Origin of the sequence: Polaribacter batillariae (genome assembly GCF_017498485.1) — a bacterium.
Classification (GTDB): Bacteria; Bacteroidota; Bacteroidia; order Flavobacteriales; family Flavobacteriaceae; genus Polaribacter; species Polaribacter batillariae.
Map to the genome: position 1 here is coordinate 1,373,489 of NZ_CP071795.1, position 22,025 is coordinate 1,395,513.

The 22,025-nt window shown below is 30.4% G+C and carries 17 protein-coding genes and 3 pseudogenes; 17 read left to right on the plus strand and 3 right to left on the minus strand.

What is annotated here, in order from left to right; translation table 11 throughout:
* The first annotated feature begins 130 nt into the window (after positions 1–130).
* The 12 genes and pseudogenes from arsS (at position 131) to JL193_RS06065 (ending at position 13,406) form a co-directional block, all read left to right on the plus strand.
* Positions 131–1,186 (plus strand): arsenosugar biosynthesis radical SAM (seleno)protein ArsS, encoded by a 1,056-nt coding sequence (arsS, locus tag JL193_RS06005; protein ID WP_207972926.1) that lies wholly within the window; start codon positions 131–133, stop codon positions 1,184–1,186.
* Between the two features lie 79 nt (positions 1,187–1,265).
* A complete protein-coding gene (locus JL193_RS06010) occupies positions 1,266–1,943 on the plus strand; it encodes a TIGR04282 family arsenosugar biosynthesis glycosyltransferase (protein ID WP_207972927.1) in 678 nt (225 codons plus the stop codon).
* A gap of 70 nt (positions 1,944–2,013) precedes the next feature.
* Positions 2,014–5,207: pseudogene (locus JL193_RS06015) on the plus strand (SusC/RagA family TonB-linked outer membrane protein).
* A gap of 89 nt (positions 5,208–5,296) precedes the next feature.
* On the plus strand, positions 5,297–6,736 hold the full coding sequence (locus JL193_RS06020; protein ID WP_207972928.1) for a SusD/RagB family nutrient-binding outer membrane lipoprotein: 1,440 nt from the start codon (positions 5,297–5,299) through the stop codon (positions 6,734–6,736).
* Between the two features lie 47 nt (positions 6,737–6,783).
* Positions 6,784–8,118: a sodium:solute symporter family transporter gene (locus JL193_RS06025; RefSeq protein WP_207972929.1), complete on the plus strand. Its 1,335-nt coding sequence runs from the start codon at positions 6,784–6,786 to the stop codon at positions 8,116–8,118.
* Positions 8,103–8,930, plus strand: coding sequence for a metallophosphoesterase family protein (locus JL193_RS06030; protein WP_207972930.1), 828 nt, complete (start codon positions 8,103–8,105; stop codon positions 8,928–8,930). Before JL193_RS06025 ends, JL193_RS06030 begins: the two co-directional genes overlap by 16 nt.
* A gap of 10 nt (positions 8,931–8,940) precedes the next feature.
* Positions 8,941–9,435 (plus strand): rhodanese-like domain-containing protein, encoded by a 495-nt coding sequence (locus JL193_RS06035; protein ID WP_207972931.1) that lies wholly within the window; start codon positions 8,941–8,943, stop codon positions 9,433–9,435.
* Between the two features lie 191 nt (positions 9,436–9,626).
* Complete coding sequence (locus JL193_RS06040) at positions 9,627–10,241, plus strand: TIGR04282 family arsenosugar biosynthesis glycosyltransferase (RefSeq protein ID WP_207972932.1); 615 nt, start codon at positions 9,627–9,629, stop codon at positions 10,239–10,241.
* 6 nt (positions 10,242–10,247) lie between these two features.
* A pseudogene (locus JL193_RS06045) lies at positions 10,248–10,948 on the plus strand (T9SS type A sorting domain-containing protein).
* 43 nt (positions 10,949–10,991) lie between these two features.
* Positions 10,992–11,807 carry a purine-nucleoside phosphorylase gene (locus JL193_RS06055; RefSeq protein WP_207972934.1) on the plus strand — a complete coding sequence of 272 codons (816 nt, stop codon included), beginning with the start codon at positions 10,992–10,994 and terminating at the stop codon, positions 11,805–11,807.
* A 35-nt stretch (positions 11,808–11,842) separates the two neighbouring features.
* Positions 11,843–12,406 (plus strand): transposase, encoded by a 564-nt coding sequence (locus JL193_RS06060; RefSeq protein ID WP_207972935.1) that lies wholly within the window; start codon positions 11,843–11,845, stop codon positions 12,404–12,406.
* Between the two features lie 106 nt (positions 12,407–12,512).
* Positions 12,513–13,406: an IS982 family transposase gene (locus JL193_RS06065; RefSeq protein ID WP_207970412.1), complete on the plus strand. Its 894-nt coding sequence runs from the start codon at positions 12,513–12,515 to the stop codon at positions 13,404–13,406.
* A 468-nt stretch (positions 13,407–13,874) separates the two neighbouring features.
* Here the strand turns inward: JL193_RS06065 and JL193_RS06070 are convergent, their stop codons facing one another.
* From JL193_RS06070 to JL193_RS06080, 3 genes are all read right to left on the minus strand, one after another.
* A complete protein-coding gene (locus JL193_RS06070; RefSeq protein ID WP_207972936.1) occupies positions 13,875–14,315 on the minus strand; it encodes an acyl-CoA thioesterase in 441 nt (146 codons plus the stop codon).
* Between the two features lie 63 nt (positions 14,316–14,378).
* Complete coding sequence (locus tag JL193_RS06075; RefSeq protein WP_437440090.1) at positions 14,379–16,466, minus strand: carboxy terminal-processing peptidase; 2,088 nt, start codon at positions 16,464–16,466, stop codon at positions 14,379–14,381.
* A gap of 139 nt (positions 16,467–16,605) precedes the next feature.
* Complete coding sequence (locus JL193_RS06080) at positions 16,606–17,118, minus strand: hypothetical protein (RefSeq protein WP_207972938.1); 513 nt, start codon at positions 17,116–17,118, stop codon at positions 16,606–16,608.
* 116 nt (positions 17,119–17,234) lie between these two features.
* Here JL193_RS06080 and surE point away from each other — a divergent pair.
* From surE to JL193_RS06105, 5 genes and pseudogenes are all read left to right on the plus strand, one after another.
* Positions 17,235–18,004, plus strand: a pseudogene (gene surE / locus JL193_RS06085) (5'/3'-nucleotidase SurE).
* Positions 17,992–18,279: a hypothetical protein gene (locus JL193_RS06090; protein WP_207972939.1), complete on the plus strand. Its 288-nt coding sequence runs from the start codon at positions 17,992–17,994 to the stop codon at positions 18,277–18,279. Before surE ends, JL193_RS06090 begins: the two are co-directional and overlap by 13 nt.
* A 73-nt stretch (positions 18,280–18,352) precedes the next feature.
* Positions 18,353–19,462, plus strand: coding sequence for a lipid-A-disaccharide synthase (gene lpxB, locus JL193_RS06095; RefSeq protein WP_207972940.1), 1,110 nt, complete (start codon positions 18,353–18,355; stop codon positions 19,460–19,462).
* Positions 19,463–19,939 (plus strand): C40 family peptidase, encoded by a 477-nt coding sequence (locus JL193_RS06100; protein ID WP_207972941.1) that lies wholly within the window; start codon positions 19,463–19,465, stop codon positions 19,937–19,939.
* A 93-nt stretch (positions 19,940–20,032) separates the two neighbouring features.
* Positions 20,033–22,021 carry a ComEC/Rec2 family competence protein gene (locus JL193_RS06105; RefSeq protein ID WP_302849926.1) on the plus strand — a complete coding sequence of 663 codons (1,989 nt, stop codon included), beginning with the start codon at positions 20,033–20,035 and terminating at the stop codon, positions 22,019–22,021.
* Positions 22,022–22,025 lie beyond the last annotated feature (4 nt).

The following is a 22,025-nucleotide window of genomic DNA, read 5'->3' on the forward strand; positions in this document are numbered from 1 at the left end:
AAATACATTTATTTTTAAATTAAAAAGTAATTATTTTAAAAAGAAGTAAAAAAAGCAAACAGTTTACAGTTTCAGTAGCCATAAACCAGCTAACTGAAAATTGTAACTGCACAGCTGAATACTAAAATACATGGCTACAAAATCATTAAAAGCAAGAAATAACGATATTGCAAATACGTCTCGCCAAATGGAAATTCTTTCTAACGGAATTTTTGCAAACGGAGAATTACCAACATTTGCAGAAAAAATTAAAGAAACAGGTCACTTTCCACTGCGCCCTAAAAAACTAGAAATTTTACAAATAAATTTAGGGTATATGTGCAACCAAGTGTGTGAACATTGTCATGTAGATGCTGGACCAGACAGAAAAGAAATTATGACTGTAGAGACCATGAAGCAGTGTTTGGAAGTCATCAAAAAAACAGAAGCACACACGTTAGATTTAACTGGTGGAGCTCCAGAAATGAACCCTAACTTTAGATGGTTTGTAGAAGAAGCATCTAAAGCCGGAATTAAAGATTTTATTGTACGATCTAATTTAACCATAATTAGAGCGAATAAAAAATACTACGACTTACCAGAATTTTTTAAAAAACACAATGTACACGTAGTTTCGTCTATGCCACATTGGACTCGCGGAAAAACCGACAAACAACGTGGAAAAGGTGTTTTCGATTTATCTATAAAAGCATTGCAAGAATTAAATGCAGTGGGTTATGGAATGCCAGGATCTCATCTAAAATTAGATTTAGTATATAATCCATCAGGAGCATTTTTACCTGGAGATCAAATGGCTTTAGAAAATGATTTTAAAAAAGCATTGAAAGAAGATTTTGATATCGATTTTCATAGTCTTTTTGCAATTACCAATTTACCCATTAGCCGTTTTTTAGATTATTTAATTGCTTCAGATAATTATGAAGATTATATGCACTCTTTGTTAGACGCATACAATCCTGCAGCTGTAGAAAATGTAATGTGTACAAACACATTATCCGTAAGTTGGGATGGTTGGTTGTTTGACTGTGATTTTAACCAAATGCTAAATTTAAAAGTAGCAAGTAAGGTAAAACACATTAAAGATTATAACGAAGAATTGTTACAAGACAGAAACATTATTATCAATCAACATTGTTATGGTTGCACTGCTGGCGCAGGAAGTAGTTGTCAAGGTGTTGTAGCTTAAATCCCCTTTGTTCTTCGGACATTTCCCTAAAGGGGAAAATTGAATACAACAAGGGGTTTAAACCCCTTGCATAAATAAAATGAGAAACAAAACTGCCATATTAATTTTTGCAAACTCTGCTGAAAAAGAAGTGGAAAGAAAATCGTTTCTTTCTACTGAAATTTTTTCTGCGTTAAATAGGCAAACTTTAAAAATAGTTAAAAAGTCTAAAATTAAATACTTTCTTTTTTCTGAAAAAGAACAAGTTGGAAACAATTTTGGAGAACGTTTTTCTAATGCCATCGAAACCCTTTTTAATAAAGGTTTCGATAATGTAATTACTATTGGTAGTGACACACCTCACTTAAAAGTTCGCCATTTATTAGAAACTGAAAAGAGTTTAGTTTCTAACGATTTGGTTTTAGGTCCTTCAAAAGATGGTGGTTTTTATTTAATGGGAATTAAAAAGGCTCATTTCAATAAAAAAACCTTTTTAAAACTACCTTGGCAAACCAGTCGTTTACAGAAGTGTATTTCCACGATTTCAAAATCTAAAAATTTAGAAATTACTTTTTTAGAAATTCTAAGTGATATCGACAAACTAGAAGATGTTCAATTAATAATCGATAGTTTTAAAACACTTTCAGCTTCAATTTTACATCTTTTAAAAAGATATATAAAACTTCAAAAAATATTTGTTTTTTCTACTTTTTTCAACATAAAAAAAGTATTTCATGCTCCAAACTTCAATAAAGGTTCACCTATTGTTTTTGCGTAAATAGCCATTGTATTGATAAAATTCAATACTAAAATTTCAAAATTTATTTTACACAAAAAATCAAACCTAAATGAAACATATTTTTATGTGGATTTTTATGCTATTTGCTAGCATAACTTTTTCACAAATCAAAATTACTGGAACAGTTACTGATAAAAATTCTGGCGAAAAATTACCAGTGGTAAGTGTTACCAACCAACAAGGCAATGGAACCACTACAGATGAAAACGGGAGTTATACCATCAACGTAAATTCATCTACAGATATTTTAACCTTTTCTTATTTAGGTTATAAAACCAAAAAAACTACAGTTGGCAATCGAATTGTTATCAATATTTCTTTAGAAGAAGACGAAACAAATTTAAACGAAATCGTTGTTACGGCATTGGGTTTAAATAGAAAAACCAAAGAATTAGGATATGTGGTTCAAGAATTAAAAGCGAAAGAATTAACAGAAGTTAAAACTGCGAATTTTTTAGATAATTTATCAGGGAAATTAGCGGGTGTAACAATTTCTCAAGGCGCAACAGGTGTGGGTTCTTCATCAAAAATTACCATTCGTGGCGAAGCTTCGTTCTCTAATAACAATCCGCTTTTTATTGTAGATGGAACTCCAATAAATAACAATACAGTTTTTAACTTTACAGATGAATCTGCAAATGGTTTTCAAGAAATTGATTTTGGAAACGGAGCCATGGAGGTAAATCCAGATGATATTGAATCTGTAACTGTTTTAAAGGGACCAAGTGCTGCTGCTTTATATGGTACAAGAGCTTCTAACGGAGTGATTGTAATAAAAACAAAAGATGGAAGCAAGAAAAAAGGTTTGGGAATTAGTATCAATTCTTCTGTAACCTTAGATAGTCCTTTTCGTTTGCCGAAATTTCAAAATAAATATGGGCAAGGAAATGGCGGAAATTTTGCATATGCAAACGGAGATGGAGCTGGAGTTAATGATGAAATTACCTACTCTTGGGGTCCTAAATTAGATATTGGAAATTTAATTCCTCAATTCGATTCTCCTGTAACTTTAGCAGATGGAACTGTGGTTCGTGGTGGCGATACTTCTTTATATAGTGGAAATACAATTACGCCAACATTATTCAAATCGAACCCCAATAATTTAAAAGATTTTTATCAAACTGGCGTGACCACCATCAATAATATTTCTATAAATAATAATTTCGAAAAAGGTTCTTACAGATTGTCTTTTACAGATTTAGATAGCGAATCTATTATTCCTGGTGTGAATTTAGAACGTAAAACGGTCGCTTTAAAAGCAAATTTTAATCCGACAGAAAGAACAAGAATTACTTCTACCATAAATTATGTAAATTCAAGCAGCGATAATAGACCCTCTAACGGTTATGGTAGCGAAAATGTAAATTATTCTTTAGTCGCTTGGGGCCAAGATCTTTAAATATCGATAGTTTAAGAGATTATTGGCAACCTGGTTTAGAAGGCGTGCAACAATACAATTTTAACTATAGGTTTTTTGACAATCCTTTTTTCATTTTAAAAGAAAATACCAACTCTTTTAATAGAGATCGTGTTTTTGGAAACATTGCTGTAAATCATAAGTTTACCGATAAATTAAGTGTTTCTTTACGATCTGGAATGGATTATTCTTCAGAAAAAAGACAGTTTAAACGTAATTTTAGTTCAAACCGCTTTGCCAATGGAGCCTATGCAGAACACGATGTTTTTTACAGAGAAATAAACACAGATTTCTTGCTAAATTATACCGATAATTTTGGAGATTTTTCTTTTGATGCTTCTTTTGGAGGAAACAGATTAGACCAAACTGCATCTACAAAACAAGCACAAACGACCAATTTGGCACAACCTGGTATTTTTAGTTTAAATAATGCTGCTTCGCCTGTTGAGTTTTTTCAATTTAATTCTAAAAAAAGAATCAACTCTTTATACGGAATTGCAAAATTTGGATATAAAGATTATTTATATTTAGATATCACTGGAAGAAACGATTGGTCGAGTGCTTTGGCAACTCCTTTTTCTGTGGATGGTGTTTCTTTCTTTTACCCTTCAGTTTCTACAAGTTTTATTTTATCGAACGCAACAGAATTGCCAGAAAGTATTTCTTTTGCAAAGTTGAGAGCCAGTGTTGCTCAGGTTGGTAATGATACAAATCCGTACCAAACTTCTGGTGCTTTTGTATCGCAAACTCCTTTTAATGGACAGCCTACTTTTAGCAATCAAGATTTTATTCCGAATGCAAATTTAAAACCAGAAATTACTACCTCATATGAAATTGGAGCTGATGTAAGATTTTTTAAGGATCGTTTGAATGTAGATTTTACCTATTACAACTCCACAACAAAAGACCAAATTATTTCTTTGCCAATTGCAATCTCATCAGGTTACAATCAACAAGTTGTAAATGGTGGGCGTGTAAATACACAAGGTGTTGAAGTTATTTTAGGAGGAACCCCCATTAAAAATGAAAATTTTAGATGGAATACCACTTTTAATTTTGCAACAAACAGGGCTATTATTAAAGATTTACCTCAAGAAGATGGTCGTTTAACATTAGCTTATAGCAGAATTTACGATAGTGCTAACCAAACTGTATTTTTTCAAGTTGAAGAAGGTGGCAGAGTTGGAGATATGTACGGAACTGGATATTTAAAAAACGAGAACGGAGATTTTTTAATAAATGATGATGGAACTTATATTGCTGATAATACTTTAAAGAAAATAGGAAATTACAATGCTGATTTTACATTAGGATGGAACAATAATTTCAACTATAAAAATTGGAATGCAAGTTTCTTATTCGACTGGAGACATGGTGGAGAAATCGTATCTAGAACACGTGCTTTAGGAAACGTTGGTGGACAATTGGCAGAAACTGCTTTTAGACCAGATGCTGGAATTGTAGCCCAAGGAATTAATGTAAATACAGGACGACCTAACACAGTTGCAGTTGGTGCAGAAAGTTATTACAGACAATTTTACGACAGAAATCACGAAGAAAACAATGTGTATGACGCTTCTTATTTAAAATTACGTCAGTTTTCCATTGGTTATCAATTAGACTTAAAAGAAGGTTTTTTAGGTTTAAAAGATACCTCAACTCTAAACTTTTCTGTTATTGGTAACAATTTATTTGTAATTACAGAAAACCCTCATTTCGATCCAGAACAATTAGCGGTTCAAGGAAATGGTTTTGTAAGTGGTGTAGAAGATATGAGTTATGCTACCAGTAGAAGTTTAGGATTTAAAGTAGGGTTTAATTTTTAATAACAAATTTGTCATTTCGACCTTGTGGAGAAATCTTTTATATACGTTAAGATTTCTCCACAAGGTCGAAATGACAGAAAACATAAAAAATGAAAAAAATTATATATATCATCGCAATTTTTGCAATTACGTTTGCCAGTTGCACCAAAGATTTTGAAGAAATTAATACCAACCAAAATTCGCCAGTTTCTGTACAACCAAGCTTATTGTTAAGACAAGTTATTTACGATTATGGCGAACAAATGAGTTATGAAGGTTTTGCAGCAGGAAACTTATTATCACAACACTATGCACTTTTAGATTTTAATTTATTTGACAGGCACGATTTAAAATCTCCACAATTAGGTGGAAATCCTTGGCCCATATTTTTTACCAATTTACGTGACAATGAAATTATACTCAAAAAATCTCGTGAAGCACCAGCTTTTGCGGTTTATGAAGGACCCGCATTAATTTTAAAAGCTTATATGGCAGCAGCATTAACAGATATTTTTGGTGATGTTCCTTATTTTGAAGCATTTAATGGTGTTGGAGGCACTGTAACTCCAAAATACGATTTACAGGAAGACATTTATCAAAAAGAAAACGGAATTTTAGATAATTTAGATAAAGCAATTGCTGCCATTAACGCATATACAGCTGCAATTCCTTTGGAAGGAGATATTCTATTTAATGGCGATTTAAACGCTTGGGTACGTTTTGCAAATTCTTTAAAAATTAAATATTTAATGCGTATTTCTAATAAAGTTGATGTTTCAAATCAATTACAAGCCATATTTACGAGTGGAAATTACATCAAAAATAATAGCGAAAACGCCACTTTCGATTTTACAAATACGGCTCCAAATAATTTTAGATTTGCACAATTAAGAGATGGCGATTTTACAAATTTTGTAATGTCGGAAACTGCTGAAGAAATTTTTGCTGATTTAAATGACAATAGAGTTGCTACTTTTTATCAACCTTTTAAAAACTCTAATTCTAACGAATTTAATGGTTTAATTAACGGAATTAATGCCTCTACCACTACTCCATCTCCAAATGACTATTCTTTAGTGGGTAAAATTTTTAGAGAAGATACTTCTACTTTAGACGCAAATTTTATGACTGCTTGGGAAACCAGTTTTTTATTAGCAGAAGCTGCTCAAAAAGGTTTGATTACCACAAATGTGGAAACTTTATACAACAATGCAGTTACATTGGCTTTTGAGTATTGGAATACAAATTTACCAGCAACATATTTAGCTGGAAATGCCAATTTAAACGCAGTAGGAAAAACACCATTAGAGCAAATTATCACGCAAAAATGGATTGCAAATACAATTAACGGTTACGAAAGTTGGATTGAATTCAGAAGAACAGGATTTCCAGCTTTAAAAAATGTTGCTGCCAGTTTAAATAATGGATTAATTCCTGTAAGAATGCCTTATCCTGCTGATGCAGCTACATTAAATGCAGAGAATTATAAAGTTGCAGAAGCCGCAACAAACGGAAATAGTTTAGATGTAAAAGTTTGGTGGAACGAGTAAAAATAAATTCTTTTTGTTTTTAAATCTAAAGGAGTATCTATAAAAATATGGATGTAATTAATTGGCAATGGCTTTTGGTAATAAGTTCAAGTTTAATCTTGTTCTTTTTATCTCCGCTCGCAAAAACAACAGACCAGTTTTTTAAGGCTGTAAACCAAAAAAAAGCACCTAATACTTTAGTATTAACTGGAAGTTTAATCATTTCTTGGATTTTTGCAAAAAGCATTACAAATGCCGCAAATTTAGGGTTGTCTTTTGGTATTGTTGGTGGAGTTGCTTATGCTGGTTATTATCTTTCTTTTGCAGTTGCTGGTGTTATTATTTATCAATTACGAGTAAAAGGTGGTTTTACAAGTATTCATCAATTTTTAACATCTAGATTCGGAAAAAAAGCAGTGGCTGTTTTCTCTATTCTAATAGCTTTTCGGCTTTTTAATGAAGTTTGGAGTAACACCATGGTTATTGGAAGTTATTTTGGTGAACAAGAAAGCGCATCTTATTATTGGTCGATTCTTGTGTTTACAATTTTAACCTTAGGTTATGCTTTAAAAGGTGGTTTGAGTAGCTCTATTTTTACAGATGTAATTCAAATGGTTTTATTTTCTGTTTTGCTAATTATTATTTTAGCAACTATTTTTTCTGCGGAAGAATTTACTACAAAAGAAATCATTTCGTCAGGAACATGGAGTTTCGAACTGGGTTTAAACCTCTTTTTTGCGGCTCTTATTCAATCTTTTAGTTATCCTTTTCACGATCCTGTTTTAACAGATCGAGGTTTTATAAGTTCACCAAAAGTAACGCGTAAAAGTTTTTTATGGGCAAGTATTTTAGGTGCAATTTGTATTATTTTATTTAGTGTAATTGGTGTGTATGCACAATCACAAGGCATGAAAGGACAAGCAGCTGTAGAAGTAGGTAAAGCCTTGGGTGTTGTAATTTTACTGGTGATTAATTTTATTATGATCACCTCTGCAGCCTCCACATTAGATTCTACTTTCTCTTCATTTTCTAAATTATTATCTGTGGATTTAAATTTAGGAAAAACGGTTTCTTTCGGAAGAATTTCGATGATAATTGTTGCCGTTTTAGGAACATTACCCGTATTTTTTGGTGCAGAAATTTTATCGGCAACCACCATTTCTGGAACCATGGTTATCGGGCTAACACCCGTTTTTATCTTTTGGAAGGTAAAAGTGCCAAAAATTAGTTTTTATGCAAGCGTAATTTGTGGTTTAATTTTTGGAATCTTATTAGTGTTGAAGTCGTTCCCAGAATCATTAATTTTTACAAAAGGAAAATATGCAGATTTGCTTTGGGTAAATCTTTGGGGAATTTTAAGTTGTATCATTTTATATTTTATTCCAAAATGGATCAAAAAATAACGCATTTAGGCGAAATATCTGGTAAAATACTCGTTTTTGGAGGTGTTTATAGCAATTTACAAGCTTTAGAAGCTTTAAAACAAATTGCTGAAAAGGAAAATATCCCGCCAGAAAATTGTATTTGCACTGGAGATATTGTGGGGTATTGTGCACAACCCGAAGAAACAGTGCAACTTTTTAAATTATGGGGAGTTAGAAGTATTGCTGGAAATGTAGAAATTCAGTTACGAGAAAATGCAGAAGATTGTGGTTGCGATTTTAGAGAAGGTTCACGTTGTGATGAATTTTCTCAACTATGGTACCCTTATGCACAAAGTAAATTGTCTGAAAATTCGATGGAATTTTTAAAAACGATTCCGAACAACATTTCATTTAACTATGCAAAAAAGAGAGTAACTGTTGTACATGGTTCTTTTTTTAATGTATCAGAATTTATTTTTAAATCTACAGATTGGGCCATAAAAGAACCCAATTTTGAAGCAACAAATGCTAATGTTATAATTGGCGGACATTGTGGTTTGCCTTTCAATCATCAAGAAAAAGACAAACTTTGGTTGAATGCAGGAGTAATTGGAATGCCAGCTAATGATGGAAACCCAACTGTTTGGTATGCAATTTTAAATGATTCAAATAATAGTTTTAACTTTACACATAAAACACTAGAATACAATTACAAATTAACCAGCAAATTAATGCAAAATGGTTTGCTTCCAGAAGAATATTCAAGAACGATTGTTACAGGTATTTGGGATAATACAGAAATTTTACCACCCATAGAAACTGGTTTGCAAGGTTTTGGTATTCAACTTTAAAATTTAAAAAATGAAAAAAATATTCATCCTTTTATTATTGGTTCCTTCAACAATTTCTGCACAAAAAAAACTAGATAAATTATTAGATAAATGGAATACCAGAAATGTACCTTACATTTCTGTAGAAACACTTGCGTTACCAAAAACAAAAGCTATTTTACTAGACGCTAGAGAAGAAAAAGAATTTAATGTTAGTCATTTAAAAGATGCAATTCGTGTGGGTTATGACGATTTTAAATTAAAAGAAACCTTAGAAAAAATACCAAAAGATAAAAACACAAAAATAGTGGTGTATTGTTCTTTAGGAATTCGCTCGGAAACTGTTGCTCATAAATTAATACAAGAAGGTTACACAAATGTTTACAATTTGTATGGAGGTATTTTTGAATGGAAAAATGCCGATTTTAAAGTGGTTGACACTTTAGGGAACGAAACTGAAAAGGTACATGCTTTTAGTAAAAGCTGGAGCAAATGGCTTAAAAAAGGAAAAAAAGTTTATGAGTAATTCTTCAGTTGGCAGTATTTCAGTCTTCAGTTGGCAGTCGCAGTTTTCACTGCAATGAAAAAACATTATAAACCTTAATTAAATGAAGCAATCTTGATTTTCTTGTCATTTCTTTTAATTATTTATTTGCTAAACCTTATTCTTAAAGAATCTTTAATTCAGATAAACGAATCCAAATAATCTTATTGAAAATGAACAAAAACCTACTACTAATCTTTACAAGAAATCCTGAATTAGGCAAAGCAAAAACACGTTTGGCAAAAAGGGTTGGAGACGAAACTGCTTTAGAAATTTATAAATTTTTATTAGAAAGAACCAGAAATATTTCTTCGGAAGTAAAAACTGCAGACAAAGCCGTTTATTACTCCGTAAAAATTCGAGAAAACGATATTTGGAATCCAGAAATTTATCAAAAATATCAACAGTTTGGCGAAGATTTAGGCATTCGAATGAAAAATGCTTTCAAAAACGGATTTGATGCTGGCTACAAAAAAGTATTAATTATTGGAAGCGATTTGTACGATTTATCGTCTAAAAATATTGAAAAAGCGTTTCATGAATTAGATAACAACGACGTAGTTATTGGCCCTGCAGTAGATGGTGGTTATTATTTACTAGGAATGAATTCTTTGGAAGAAAATATCTTCAAAAATAAAAAATGGGGTACAGAAACGGTTCTAAAAAATACGCTAGCAGATTTAAAAAACAAAAAAGTGAAATTATTGGAGTTTAAAAACGACATAGATGTATATGGGGATATTGAAAATATCCCAGAAATTATGAATACGTTTATCAACTCTAAATAGCTTTCCATGAAAACAACATTACTTACACTGTTTTTTTCGCTTATTTTTTCTCAAATAAATGGGCAATGTTCCGAAAATGTCACAAACTTTGGCAACAACACCTCCATTACTTCTTATAATATTTCTGGCAATGTATCTGTTACTTTAAATACAAATAATACAGTTACATTAAATTTAGCAAGCAATTTTAAAACTGCTTCTGGACCAGATGTTAGAGCGTATTTGGTAAACAGAAATGGAAAAACAGATGCACAATTAAGAAATTCTTTGATAAATAATTTAGATAATTTTCAATTCGGATTAATTAATTCTAGTGGGGCACAAACTTTTACGGTTGCAATTCCATCAGGAAAAGACATTACAAAATTCGATACTGTTTTCTTTTACTGCCTTCAATTTAATGCTTTTTGGGATTTTGGTTCTATAACGCCATTTAATAATAATACCTGTTCTGTATTATCTGTAAAAAATACTGTTTTAGAAAAAACGAAAGTTTACCCAAACCCCGCAAAAAACAAAATTCATATTGAAAATATAGAGGCAAATTCTGCAGAAATTCGTATTTTTAATGTTTTAGGAAAACAAGTTTTCTATCAAAAGAAAAACAAGAAAAAACCATAGATGTTTCTTTCTTACCACCAGGAATTTATATGATTAATGTTTCTGTTGAAAATGCATCTAAAACTCAAAAATTAGTGATTCAGTAATTATTTTTTAATGCTGAATTATTATAAAATAAATTCAGTATTAATGAAAAAGCAACAATTACAAGAAACAATCGATTTTTTAAAATCAAAGGGAATTACAACTCCAGAAATAGGAATTGTTCTAGGTACAGGTTTGGGGAAATTGGTTGATGAGATTTCCACCGAATTAGAAATTGGATATGCGGATATACCACATTTTCCGCAGGCAACTGTAGAGTTTCATTCTGGCAAATTAATTTATGGCGAATTATCTGGCAAAAAAGTATTGGTAATGTCGGGTCGTTTTCATTTATATGAAGGCTACAATGCTTGGGAAGTTACCTACGGAATAAGAACAATGCAGGGTTTAGGAATTAAAACTTTACTGATTTCAAATGCAGCAGGCGCAGTAAATCTCGATTATAAAAAAGGCGACTTAATGCTAATTGAAGACCATATTAACCTACAAGGAACTTCTCCATTAGCTTTTAACGGAGCCAATAATTTTGGAAATATTTTTGCGGATATGTTAGAACCCTATTCAAAAGAAATAAACACAAAACTAAATTTAATTGCAACAAAACAAAAAATTCAATTACATAAAGGGGTTTATGCAAGTGTTTTAGGACCACAATTAGAAACCAGAGCAGAATACAGAATGTTGCAAATTTTAGAAGCAGATGCTGTTGGAATGAGCACAGTGCCAGAAGTAATTGTTGCCAAACAACTAAATTTGCCTTGTGCAGCTATTTCTGTGTTAACAGACGAGTGCGATCCTGAAAATCTACAACCTGTAAATATTTCAGAAATTATTGCCATTGCTAATGAAGCAGAACCAAAAATGATAACACTTTTTAAAGAAGCGATTAAAGTGATATAGTGTATTGAAAACCTGAGGGGCTTATTTTAGAAAATATGCAAATAGAAAAAATAAATTCCGGATTTTATTATCACATTTACAATAGAGGTAATAATAGTCAAGATATTTTTTTTGAAGAATTAAATTATGATTATTTTCTCAATTTAATTAAAAAATATTTGTTACCAATTTCTAAAATTTATTGTTATTGTTTACTTAAAAATCATTTTCACATTCTTTTAAGAATTAATGATGATTGTGAGAAACCATCAAAATACTTTTCTAACTTATTTAATGCTTACACCAAAGCCATAAATAAGAAATACAAAAGAACTGGAAGTTTGTTAGAAAAACCGTTTAAAAGAATAAACATTACTGATGAAAATTATTTAAAAACATTAATTATTTATATTCATTTGAATCCTGAAAACCATCAAATTTCTAATAATTTTAGTCGTTATAAATTTTCATCATACCAATCTTTTTTATCTTCAAAAGAGACAAGTCTCGATAGAAATGAAGTTTTAGATTTGTTTGATGGACTTGAAAACTTTATTTCAACTCACGAACAAAGAAAAGTTTTTATTAACAACAAGAATAAACAACTTTTTTTGGAGTAAATAACCTGAGTTCGATTAAAATTTAGGCATTTTTTTCTAGTAAAAAAGATAGATTTTCAGTAAATTAAAGTATTGAATTTCAATTTATTAATCTAAAAATCTATCTATGATAATCTACTCTAAAATTACTGAAATTTTCTGTCTTGTTGATGAATTTTGTAAAGAATATGACCAAATAGTAAGTAAACACCTTTTAGGCAATCCATCAAAACGTCCCAGTGTTATGTCAAATAGCGAGGTAATTACCATTACCATTTTGTTTCAGCTTAGTGGTTTTAGGACCTTTAAACACTTTTACGTGTATTACTTGCAAAAGCATATGCAAGATGATTTCCCTGCTACAGTTTCATACAATAGATTTACAGAACTCATGCAGCAAAACCTCATGCCAATGACTTTATTTTTAAAGACATGTTGTTTAGGTAATTCTACGGGTATTTCTTTTGTAGATTCTACACCTGTTAGAGTTTGCAGCCCCAAACGAATTAAGAATAATAAAGTATTTAAAGGCATTGCAACCACTGGAAAATCCACTATAGGATGGTTCCATGGCTTTAAATTGCATATCGTTATAAATGATAAAGGTGAAATCCTAAACTTCTGCATAACCCAAGCTAATGTTGATGATAGAACGCCATTAAAAAAGAAGTCTTTTTTAGATAAAATTTATGGTAAGTTATATGCGGACAAAGGTTATGTTGGAAAAGATTTAATGCAGTTACTTTTTGCTGATGGATTGCATTTAATTACTCATATTAAAAACAATATGAAGAATTCTTTAATGACAATGAGTGATAAAATTTTACTGCGTAAACGCTCTGTTATTGAAACCGTAAATGACGAACTCAAAAATATTTGTCAAATTGAACATTCTAGACATAGAAGTTTTACTAATTTCTTGTCAAACATAATCGCAGGTCTTATTGCATATAGCTTTTTACCAAAAAAACCTGCTATAAAATATCAGACTGTAAAGTCTAATCAGTTGACAATTTATTAATCGAACTCAGGTAAATATATTTTCAGACCCTTCAGGTTTTTATTAAGACCCTTCAGGTTTTTAAAAACCTGAAGGGTCTTTTCGGTAATTTAATACAAGATGTGCTGTTTTTATGTGTACTTTTTACCTAGAAATCAGGTTTATAATTTAGTTTATAGAAATAATTTCGAAATTCTCGGTTTTTTCTGCAGATAAAAACAAGCTTTCGGTTTCTTTAGGTGGAACTGTTAGTTTTCTTTTTGTTAAATCTATCCAAGCACCATAAACTTTAATAACTGCGGATAATTGTCCTGCTTCATTAAAAAATTCGTGTACTAATTTCCAACATTCGTTATTTTTATTTTCAGACCCTTCAGGTTTTTATTCAGACCCTTCAGGTTTTTAAAAACCTGAAGGGTCTTTTCGGTAATTTAATGCAAGATGTGCTGTTTTTATGTGTACTTTTTATCTAGAAATCAGGTTTATAATTTAGTTTATAGAAATAATTTCGAAATTCTCGGTTTTTTCTGCAGATAAAAACAAGCTTTCGGTTTCTTTAGGTGGAACTGTTAGTTTTCTTTTTGTTAAATCTATCCAAGCACCATAAACTTTAATAACTGCGGATAATTGTCCTGCTTCATTAAAAACTTCGTGTACTAATTTCCAACGTTCGTTGTTTTTAGAAATACCAGATACTTTTAAATTTACAGTAATGTTTTCTCCTAAATGAATTTCTTTTCGAAATGAAGTTTCTTCGGTAAATAAAATCGGACCAATATTGTGTTTTGTAAATTCTTCGATAGAAAAATTATAAGCAGCAAAAAAACGAACACGCACTTCTGCAGCATAATCGTTATATGCTGTATGACGCATGTGTCTGTTCGGGTCGAAATCGGACCATTTTGTTGCAAATTCAATTTTAAAGTTCATGGTTTGTAGTATAAAAAACCTGATAAAATTTAAAATTTTATCAGGTAAATAAGGTGTTTTAATTTAGTTTTTTACAATTTGTCTATTATTTTTAAGCTTTAGCTCACTTAAAACATTTAGTGCTTCTGCAACGTAAACATCTTTAGAGAGATTTTTATGCCAATCTTCTCTTTTTTGTTCTAAAATAGAATCTTTTTTTAATAAAGGTAGTTCGTATTTTGGAGAGTTAAAACTTAAATTCGATTTGTAATCGAAAGCAGATTTGTATTTTTTTGCCGAATTTTCTTGTTGTTTGCTATGGTTGGAAAACTCTTTAAAATTTAAAGAAAACGAAGTATTGTCTTGGTTTTGTTTTAACCATTTTGCATAGTCGTTTATTAAATTAAATTTTGGATTATTTGCAATTCTTTCTTTACTGTTATTTACAACTTCAGAAAAGTTTTCGTAGGAATTTGTTCGTGTGTATTTTGCTTGCGGAACTTTGTCCCAAGTTAAAGCACCTTCTAAATCTCGCTCTCCAAATTTCATATAACTATATCTGTCTGGCATAGCAATATCAGAATAAACTCCTTCAATTTGGGTAGAACCTCCATTTACTCTATAGAACTTTTGAATGGTCATTTTTATTGCGCCTAAATCATCTTCAAATTTTGGATAAAAGTTGTTAATAGGAATTACACTTTGTACGGTTCCTTTTCCATAGGTTTGATTTCCTCCAATAATAACGGCACGCCCATAATCTTGCATTGCTGCTGCAAAAATTTCTGAAGCAGAAGCAGATAATTCGTTTACTAAAATTACAACAGAACCATCCCATTGCATTTTTGGATCTACATCATTTTTTACAATTGGGTCTTGGCCACGATATTTTACTTGAACAATAGGGCCTTCTGTAATAAATAAACCAGCAATTTCAATGGCCGTTTTTAAAGAACCACCACCATTATTTCTTAAGTCGATTAATAAGCCAGCAACATTTTCTTCTTTTAAACGCTCAATTTCTTTCTCCATATCTTTGGCAGAATCTCTGGCATTGCTGTCAGAAAAATCGATGTAAAATCTTGGCAAATCTATTAAACCGTATTTTTTACCGTTTTTTTCTACAATTGTAGATTTTACAAACGTTTCTTCTAACTCTACAACATCTCTAATAATTGAAATTATTTTGGTAGAACCGTCTAACTTTTTCTTAACAGTTAACCTTACTTCTGTTCCTTTTTTACCTTTGATAAATTTTATGGCATCATCTAAACGCATGCCTACAATGTCTAAAGGTTCTTTATCTCCTTGGGCAACTTCTAAAATAATGTCTCCTGCTTCTAACTCTCCTTGTTTCCATGCTGGACCGCCAGAAACCAATTCAAAAATTTCTGTATAAATTCCTTTTTTTACTAAGCGAGCTCCAATTCCTTCTAATTTTCCAGACATGTCTTGGTCGAAACGTTCTTTTGTTCTTGGAGCCATATATGTTGTATGTGGGTCAAAAGCCCCAACAACACTGTTTAAAAAAGTAGAAAACCAGTCTTCGTGTTCTAATTCTTCGATTCTTAAGTACAATTCGTTCATATTTTTTAGAACCTCTGCTCTAGCTTCTTTTTCTAATTCTTTAAATGATTTTGTCTTGTACTTTTTATCTTTTTTTAATTTACTATTTTGTTTTTCTAGCTTGTCTTGTATTCTGCTTAGTGTACTTAATTTTAATTGCTTTCTCCAATAATCAATCAATTCGTTTTCGTTTTTTGCGAATGGTACTTTATCGTAATCGACATCTATAACTTCTTTTTTATTAAAGTTAAAGGGTTTCGCTAATATATCTGCATAGTATAATTTTGCGTCTTTTATTTTCTCTGAAAAACGACCATATACTAAATTGTAAAAAGAAACATCGTCCTTTAGAAGTTGGTTGTCGATTTCGTATTTGTATTTCGAAAATTCTTTAAGATCTTCTTGTGTAAAATAGCGTTTACTAGGGTCTAAGCCATCTATAAAGTTTTTATATACTTTTTCAGAGAAATCGTCATTCATGTCTTTTACAACAAAATGCCCTCTTGTAAGTATATTTTTTAAAACATAAATAAGAATTTTGTCTTTGTTGGGGTCTTTAATTTCAACGTCGTTATTCGCTTGAAACCCTACGCTAAATAACAGCATAAAAAATGCCAATATCGAAATGTTAATTTTTTGTTTCTTGTTCATAAAATAATATATCGTGATTTGTATTGAATAATAATATGTTTAACTTCTAAATTACTAAAATAATGCCAAAAAATTTAAAAAATTGATTTTTACATTATTTTTTATAGATTCCTTTAAATACTTCAGAGAGTACTTTTCCATTTTCATTTACATACTCCCAAATTTGAGTGACAGAATTGTCTTTGTTTTTACTCCAAGTAATTTTATTGTAATAATTTCCTTTTTTAGATTCAATTAATTTGCTTTTTAAAACCATTTTTCCGTTTACGAGCCCCCCTTTTAAAATTAAAGAAAATCCGGTATTATCTATCCAAACTTGGTTCCAAGTATTATCAACTTTATTGTAAAAATTATAACTTGTACCTTTATTAGTACCAGTGTTAGAAACCCAATTTTCTTGTAAAGCACAATTTTCTTGTATTTTTAAAATGCTGTTTTTTCCAATTAAATTTCCTTTTGTGTCATAGACTTTCCAATCTCCTATCCAAAAATCAAATTGATTGTATACTACTCCAGCACAAGGTTTATTTGAGCTCGATTGCGCTGTAAATTTATCTGAAAAAAAGAACGATAAAACTATTATTAATTTTAAAAATAGACGATTCATTTCATTAAAAATTAGTTTCTTACAATGTTACATAAAAATGTAATACAACATTCTTTACAAAATGTTAAAAACAAAATCGGTAAAAATAAATTACATTTGTATTTAAAACAATTCGAATGCAAGAAAAACCATTAATTTTAGTCACCAATGACGATGGAATAACAGCTCCAGGATTAAGAGCTTTAATTAAAATAATGAACAAAATTGGAGATGTTGTAGTCGTTGCTCCAGACAGTCCACAAAGCGGAATGGGACATGCCATTACTGTTGATAATGTGCTTACTTGTAACCCAATTACTATAGACGAGGGACCACAATTAGAATATACCTGCTCTGGAACTCCTGCAGATTGTGTAAAAATGGCAATTAATCAAATATTAAATAGAAGACCAGATTTGTGTGTTTCTGGCATAAACCACGGAGCAAATTCGTCTATAAATGTTATTTATTCTGGTACCATGAGTGCTGCAATTGAAGCTGGTATTGAGGGGTTCCTGCAATTGGCTTTTCTTTATTAGATTTTAAATGGCATGCAGATTTTAAACCATCAGAAGAATTTGTAAAAAATATAACTTTAAACGCACTTTTAAACGGAATACCAGATGGTGTTGTTTTAAATGTAAATATTCCTAATTTAAAAAAAGAAGAAATTAATGGAGTAAAAATTTGTAGGCAAGCAAATGGTTATTGGAAAGAAATTTTCGACAAACGTAAAAGTCCGTTCGGAAAAGAATATTATTGGCTTTCTGGCGAGTTTGTAAATAAAGACAAAGGACAAGATACAGACATTTATGCCTTAGAAAATGGGTATATTTCTGTGGTACCTGTTCAATTTGATATGACTGCACACCACATGATTCAAAAATTAAATTCTTGGGAACTGTAAAAAAAGATGTTTTAATTGGCATTTTAGTCGCCTTATTTGCCACTTTTGGTGGCATTTTCTTGTACTTAGAATATTTTTCTAAATACAGTTTTGCAGATACTCTACAAATGATAAAAGAAGGAAATTTATACGGGAAAGTACTTTCTTTAGCTGCAATACCAAACTTATTTGTGTTTTTTGTTTTCATTAAAAAGAAACAAGATAATAGAGCAAAAGGAGTTCTAATAGCTACCATTTTAATTGCATTAACCACTTTAATTTTAAAGTTTTTTTAATTTAAAGATAATAGAGCAGTTTGCGAGAGTTTAATTAAGTCTCGACTGCGCTCGAGCAGACATATTAATTATTATGAAATATTATATAATTGCAGGCGAAGCTTCTGGAGATTTACACGGTTCTAACTTAATGAAAGAATTGTACAAAATAGATACAAAAGCAAACATTCGTTTTTGGGGTGGAGATTTAATGCAAGCGGTTGGCGGAACTTTGGTAACTCACTACAAAGAACGTGCTTTTATGGGGTTTGTAGAAGTATTAAGAAATTTAAGTAAAGTTTTAGGTTTTATTAAATATTGTAAAAAAGACATTGCAAATTTTAAACCCGATGTAATTATTTTTATAGACAATTCTGGTTTTAATTTACGTGTTGCAAAATGGGCAAAAACAGCTGGTTTTAAAACCAATTATTATATTTCGCCACAAGTTTGGGCAAGCAGAGCTGCAAGAGTACAAGATATTAAAAGAGACATCGATAAAATGTTTGTAATTCTTCCTTTTGAAAAAGAGTTTTACAAAAAATACAACTATAAAGTTTCTTTTGTAGGGCATCCTTTAATTGATGCAATTGCAGATAGAAATCAAGTATCAGAAATAGAATTTCGAAAAGCACATAATTTAAGTAAACAACCCATTATTGCGTTATTACCAGGAAGTAGAAAGCAAGAAATTTCGAAAATGTTGGCTGTAATGTTATCGATTGTTGATGATTTTGAAGATTACCAATTTGTAATTGCAGGAGCTCCGAGTCAAGATTTAAGTTTTTATCAAAATATTATTAAAGGCAAAGAAGTAAAATTTATCAATAACAAAACACACGATTTGTTAAGCATTTCTTATGCTGCCTTGGTCGCTTCAGGAACTGCAACTTTAGAAACCGCTTTGTTTAAAGTACCACAAGTAGTGTGTTATAAAGGAAGTGCAATTTCTTATCAAATTGCAAAAAGAATTATAACGCTAAAATTTATTTCTTTAGTAAATTTAATAATGGACAAAGAGGTGGTTAAAGAATTAATTCAGAACGATTTTACAACCCAAAACCTTCGAAAAGAGCTTTCTAAAATTCTAGAAACAAAACATCGAGAAGAATTATTTTTACAGTATTTCGATTTAGAAAAAAAATTAGGCGGAAAAGGAGCTTCTAAAAAGGTCGCCACAAAAATTGTAAAACAATTTAATTAGATGAAAAAAGGTGTATTTTTAGTACTTTTCTTTTCTATATTGATGAGTTGCTCGTCTTCTAAAAAAGTTGTAAAAACTACTAGTAAACCTGCCTCAAAAGCAGATAAAATCGTTGCAAATGCGCTAAAATATAAAGGTGTAAGGTATAAATTTGGTGGCACTACCCAAAGAGGAATGGATTGCTCTGGAGTTGTTTACGTTGCTTTTGGAGAAGAGAATGTACAGCTGCCAAGAATTTCTAGAGATATGGCAAAAAGCGGAAAGAAAATTCCGCTTGAAAAAGCCAAAAAAGGAGATTTGCTTTTCTTTAAAACCTCTAAAACAAGAAGAAGAATAAACCATGTTGGTTTAATCGTTTCTGTAAATAAAGGGAGTATTCGATTTATACACTCTACAACTTCTAGAGGAGTTATAATTTCTTCATTATCAGAAAAATACTGGAAAAAAGCATTTGTAAAAGCAATGGCTATTTTATAGATTGACTTATTTTTAATTTACTGCTTATTAGTTATTTAGAAAAAAAAATAGTACTTTTAGCTAGCCATGAGAAAGCTAAAGAATTATTTGCCAATGCATTTTACTGTGTTTTTAATTATTGGAATCCTCGTCCAATTTTACACACAATTTTGGCAATTTAATTTTCAGGAATCTTTTCTAATATTCTTGTTTTTTGCACTTCTATTATTGATTAAAAACCGTTTTTTTACCACTATTTTAACCGCATTTATTTTCTTTAACTTGGGTGTTTTTGCTGTTTTTATTACAGATGATGTAAATTACGACAACTATTATCAGCATCATCTAAAAGAGGAAGAAAGCGTTGTTCTTAAAATAAAAAAGGTATTAAAATCTGGTAATTATTCAAATAAATACAAAGCTGAAGTAATTCAAATAAAACAGCAAAAAACTATGGGCACTGTTTTATTAAACGTGCAAAAAGATAGTTTTGGTAAGCTGCTAAATGTCGATGATTTAATTTGCTTAAAGCCAGAGTTTTTAGAAATAAATCTACCTTTAAATCCGCATCAATTTAACTATAAAGCATATTTGGCAAAACAAGGCATTCATCAACAAATATTTACAGAAAATAATCGCTTTTTAAAATTAGAATCAAAAAACTTTTCGCCTTTAGGTTTGTCTGCTAAATTTAGAGGTTTGGTACAAGCTTCGTTAAAGAAATATCATTTTAAAGAAGATGAATTGTCTGTAATAAATGCATTGCTTTTGGGTCAAAGACAAGATATTTCTAAAGAATTAATTGCAAATTATTCCAAAGCAGGTGCCATTCATATTTTAGCGGTTTCAGGTTTACATGTTGGTGTAATATTATTAATCCTTTCCTTTATTTTTAAGCCCCTAGAAAGATTCAAAAACGGAAAATACCTAAAACTATTTATCATTATTTTATTTTTATGGATGTTTGCTTTTATAGCGGGTCTTTCTGCATCTGTATTAAGAGCGGTTACCATGTTTACTTTTTTAGCGGTTGGTTTCACTTTTAAAAAGAAAAATGTTGTTTTCTTTTCTTTAGTTTCTTCTTTATTTTTATTGCTAATTATAAAACCAATGTTTCTTTTTGATGTTGGTTTTCAATTAAGTTATTTGGCTGTTTTTGCAATTATTTGGGTACAACCAAAATTGTATCAATTAATGCAACCCAAACTAAAAATTTTAGATAAAATGTGGCAGTTATTTACAGTTTCTATAGCTGCTCAAGTAGGTATTTTACCTTTAAGTATCTATTATTTTGAACAAATTCCTGGATTGTTTTTGGTTTCGAATTTGGTAATTATCCCTGTTTTGATGTATATTTTAATTGGTGGCATTTTAGTAATTTTTACTTCTTTATTAAATATTTTACCGCAATTTTTGGCAGATTTATATGGAGTTGTAATTTCTTGGATGAATAGTTTTGTACGCTGGATTTCGCAACAAGAAACCTTTTTATTTAAAGAAATATCTATGTCTTTTTTATGGATGTTGGCTTGGTATGCTTTTATTATTTTAGGGGTAGATTTTTTAATGCACAAAAAAGCTAAAAAATTAATAATTGTTTTAATCGTTATTTTAGGAGTACAAGGCATCTATTTTTTTGAAAAGAAAATCAACCTAAATAAAGAAGAAATTATTGTTTTTCATAAAAGTAAATCTTCTATTATCGGAAAAAGAATAGGAAGTAATTTATTATTGCAACACAATTTAGATTCGATTGGTTTTAAAGATGATTTTAGCATTAAATCTTACCGAATTTCTGAGGGAATTTCGGAAATAAAATCTGTAAACTTTCAACATTTTACTCGGTTTAAAAACAAGAATATTATGTTGGTAGATAGTTTAGGGGTGTATGCATTAAAACATGTAGAAAACCCAATTATTATTTTACAATATTCGCCAAAAATAAATTTAGAAAGGCTCATTAGGGCTTTAAAACCAAGGCAGATAATTGCAGACGGGTCTAATTACAAAAGTTATATATTTAGGTGGAAAGAAACGTCTAGAAAACAAAAAACTCCATTTTATTATACTGGTAAAAATGGAGCTTATGTTTTAAAAAATTAATTCT

Bases quoted from the DNA above. Each gene is read 5' to 3' on its own strand.
- JL193_RS06065 (WP_207970412.1), top strand. From the start codon at position 12,513: ATGATAATCTACTCTAAAATTACTGAAATTTTCTGTCTTGTTGATGAA.
- JL193_RS06055 (WP_207972934.1), top strand. From the start codon at position 10,992: ATGAAAAAGCAACAATTACAAGAAACAATCGATTTTTTAAAATCAAAG.
- JL193_RS06080 (WP_207972938.1), bottom strand. From the start codon at position 17,118: ATGAATCGTCTATTTTTAAAATTAATAATAGTTTTATCGTTCTTTTTT.
- JL193_RS06060 (WP_207972935.1), top strand. From the start codon at position 11,843: ATGCAAATAGAAAAAATAAATTCCGGATTTTATTATCACATTTACAAT.
- JL193_RS06075 (WP_437440090.1), bottom strand. From the start codon at position 16,466: ATGCTGTTATTTAGCGTAGGGTTTCAAGCGAATAACGACGTTGAAATT.
- arsS (WP_207972926.1), top strand. From the start codon at position 131: ATGGCTACAAAATCATTAAAAGCAAGAAATAACGATATTGCAAATACG.
- JL193_RS06100 (WP_207972941.1), top strand. From the start codon at position 19,463: ATGAAAAAAGGTGTATTTTTAGTACTTTTCTTTTCTATATTGATGAGT.
- JL193_RS06010 (WP_207972927.1), top strand. From the start codon at position 1,266: ATGAGAAACAAAACTGCCATATTAATTTTTGCAAACTCTGCTGAAAAA.
- JL193_RS06105 (WP_302849926.1), top strand. From the start codon at position 20,033: ATGCATTTTACTGTGTTTTTAATTATTGGAATCCTCGTCCAATTTTAC.
- JL193_RS06070 (WP_207972936.1), bottom strand. From the start codon at position 14,315: ATGAACTTTAAAATTGAATTTGCAACAAAATGGTCCGATTTCGACCCG.
- JL193_RS06025 (WP_207972929.1), top strand. From the start codon at position 6,784: ATGGATGTAATTAATTGGCAATGGCTTTTGGTAATAAGTTCAAGTTTA.
- lpxB (WP_207972940.1), top strand. From the start codon at position 18,353: ATGAAATATTATATAATTGCAGGCGAAGCTTCTGGAGATTTACACGGT.
- JL193_RS06040 (WP_207972932.1), top strand. From the start codon at position 9,627: ATGAACAAAAACCTACTACTAATCTTTACAAGAAATCCTGAATTAGGC.
- JL193_RS06020 (WP_207972928.1), top strand. From the start codon at position 5,297: ATGAAAAAAATTATATATATCATCGCAATTTTTGCAATTACGTTTGCC.
- JL193_RS06035 (WP_207972931.1), top strand. From the start codon at position 8,941: ATGAAAAAAATATTCATCCTTTTATTATTGGTTCCTTCAACAATTTCT.
- JL193_RS06030 (WP_207972930.1), top strand. From the start codon at position 8,103: ATGGATCAAAAAATAACGCATTTAGGCGAAATATCTGGTAAAATACTC.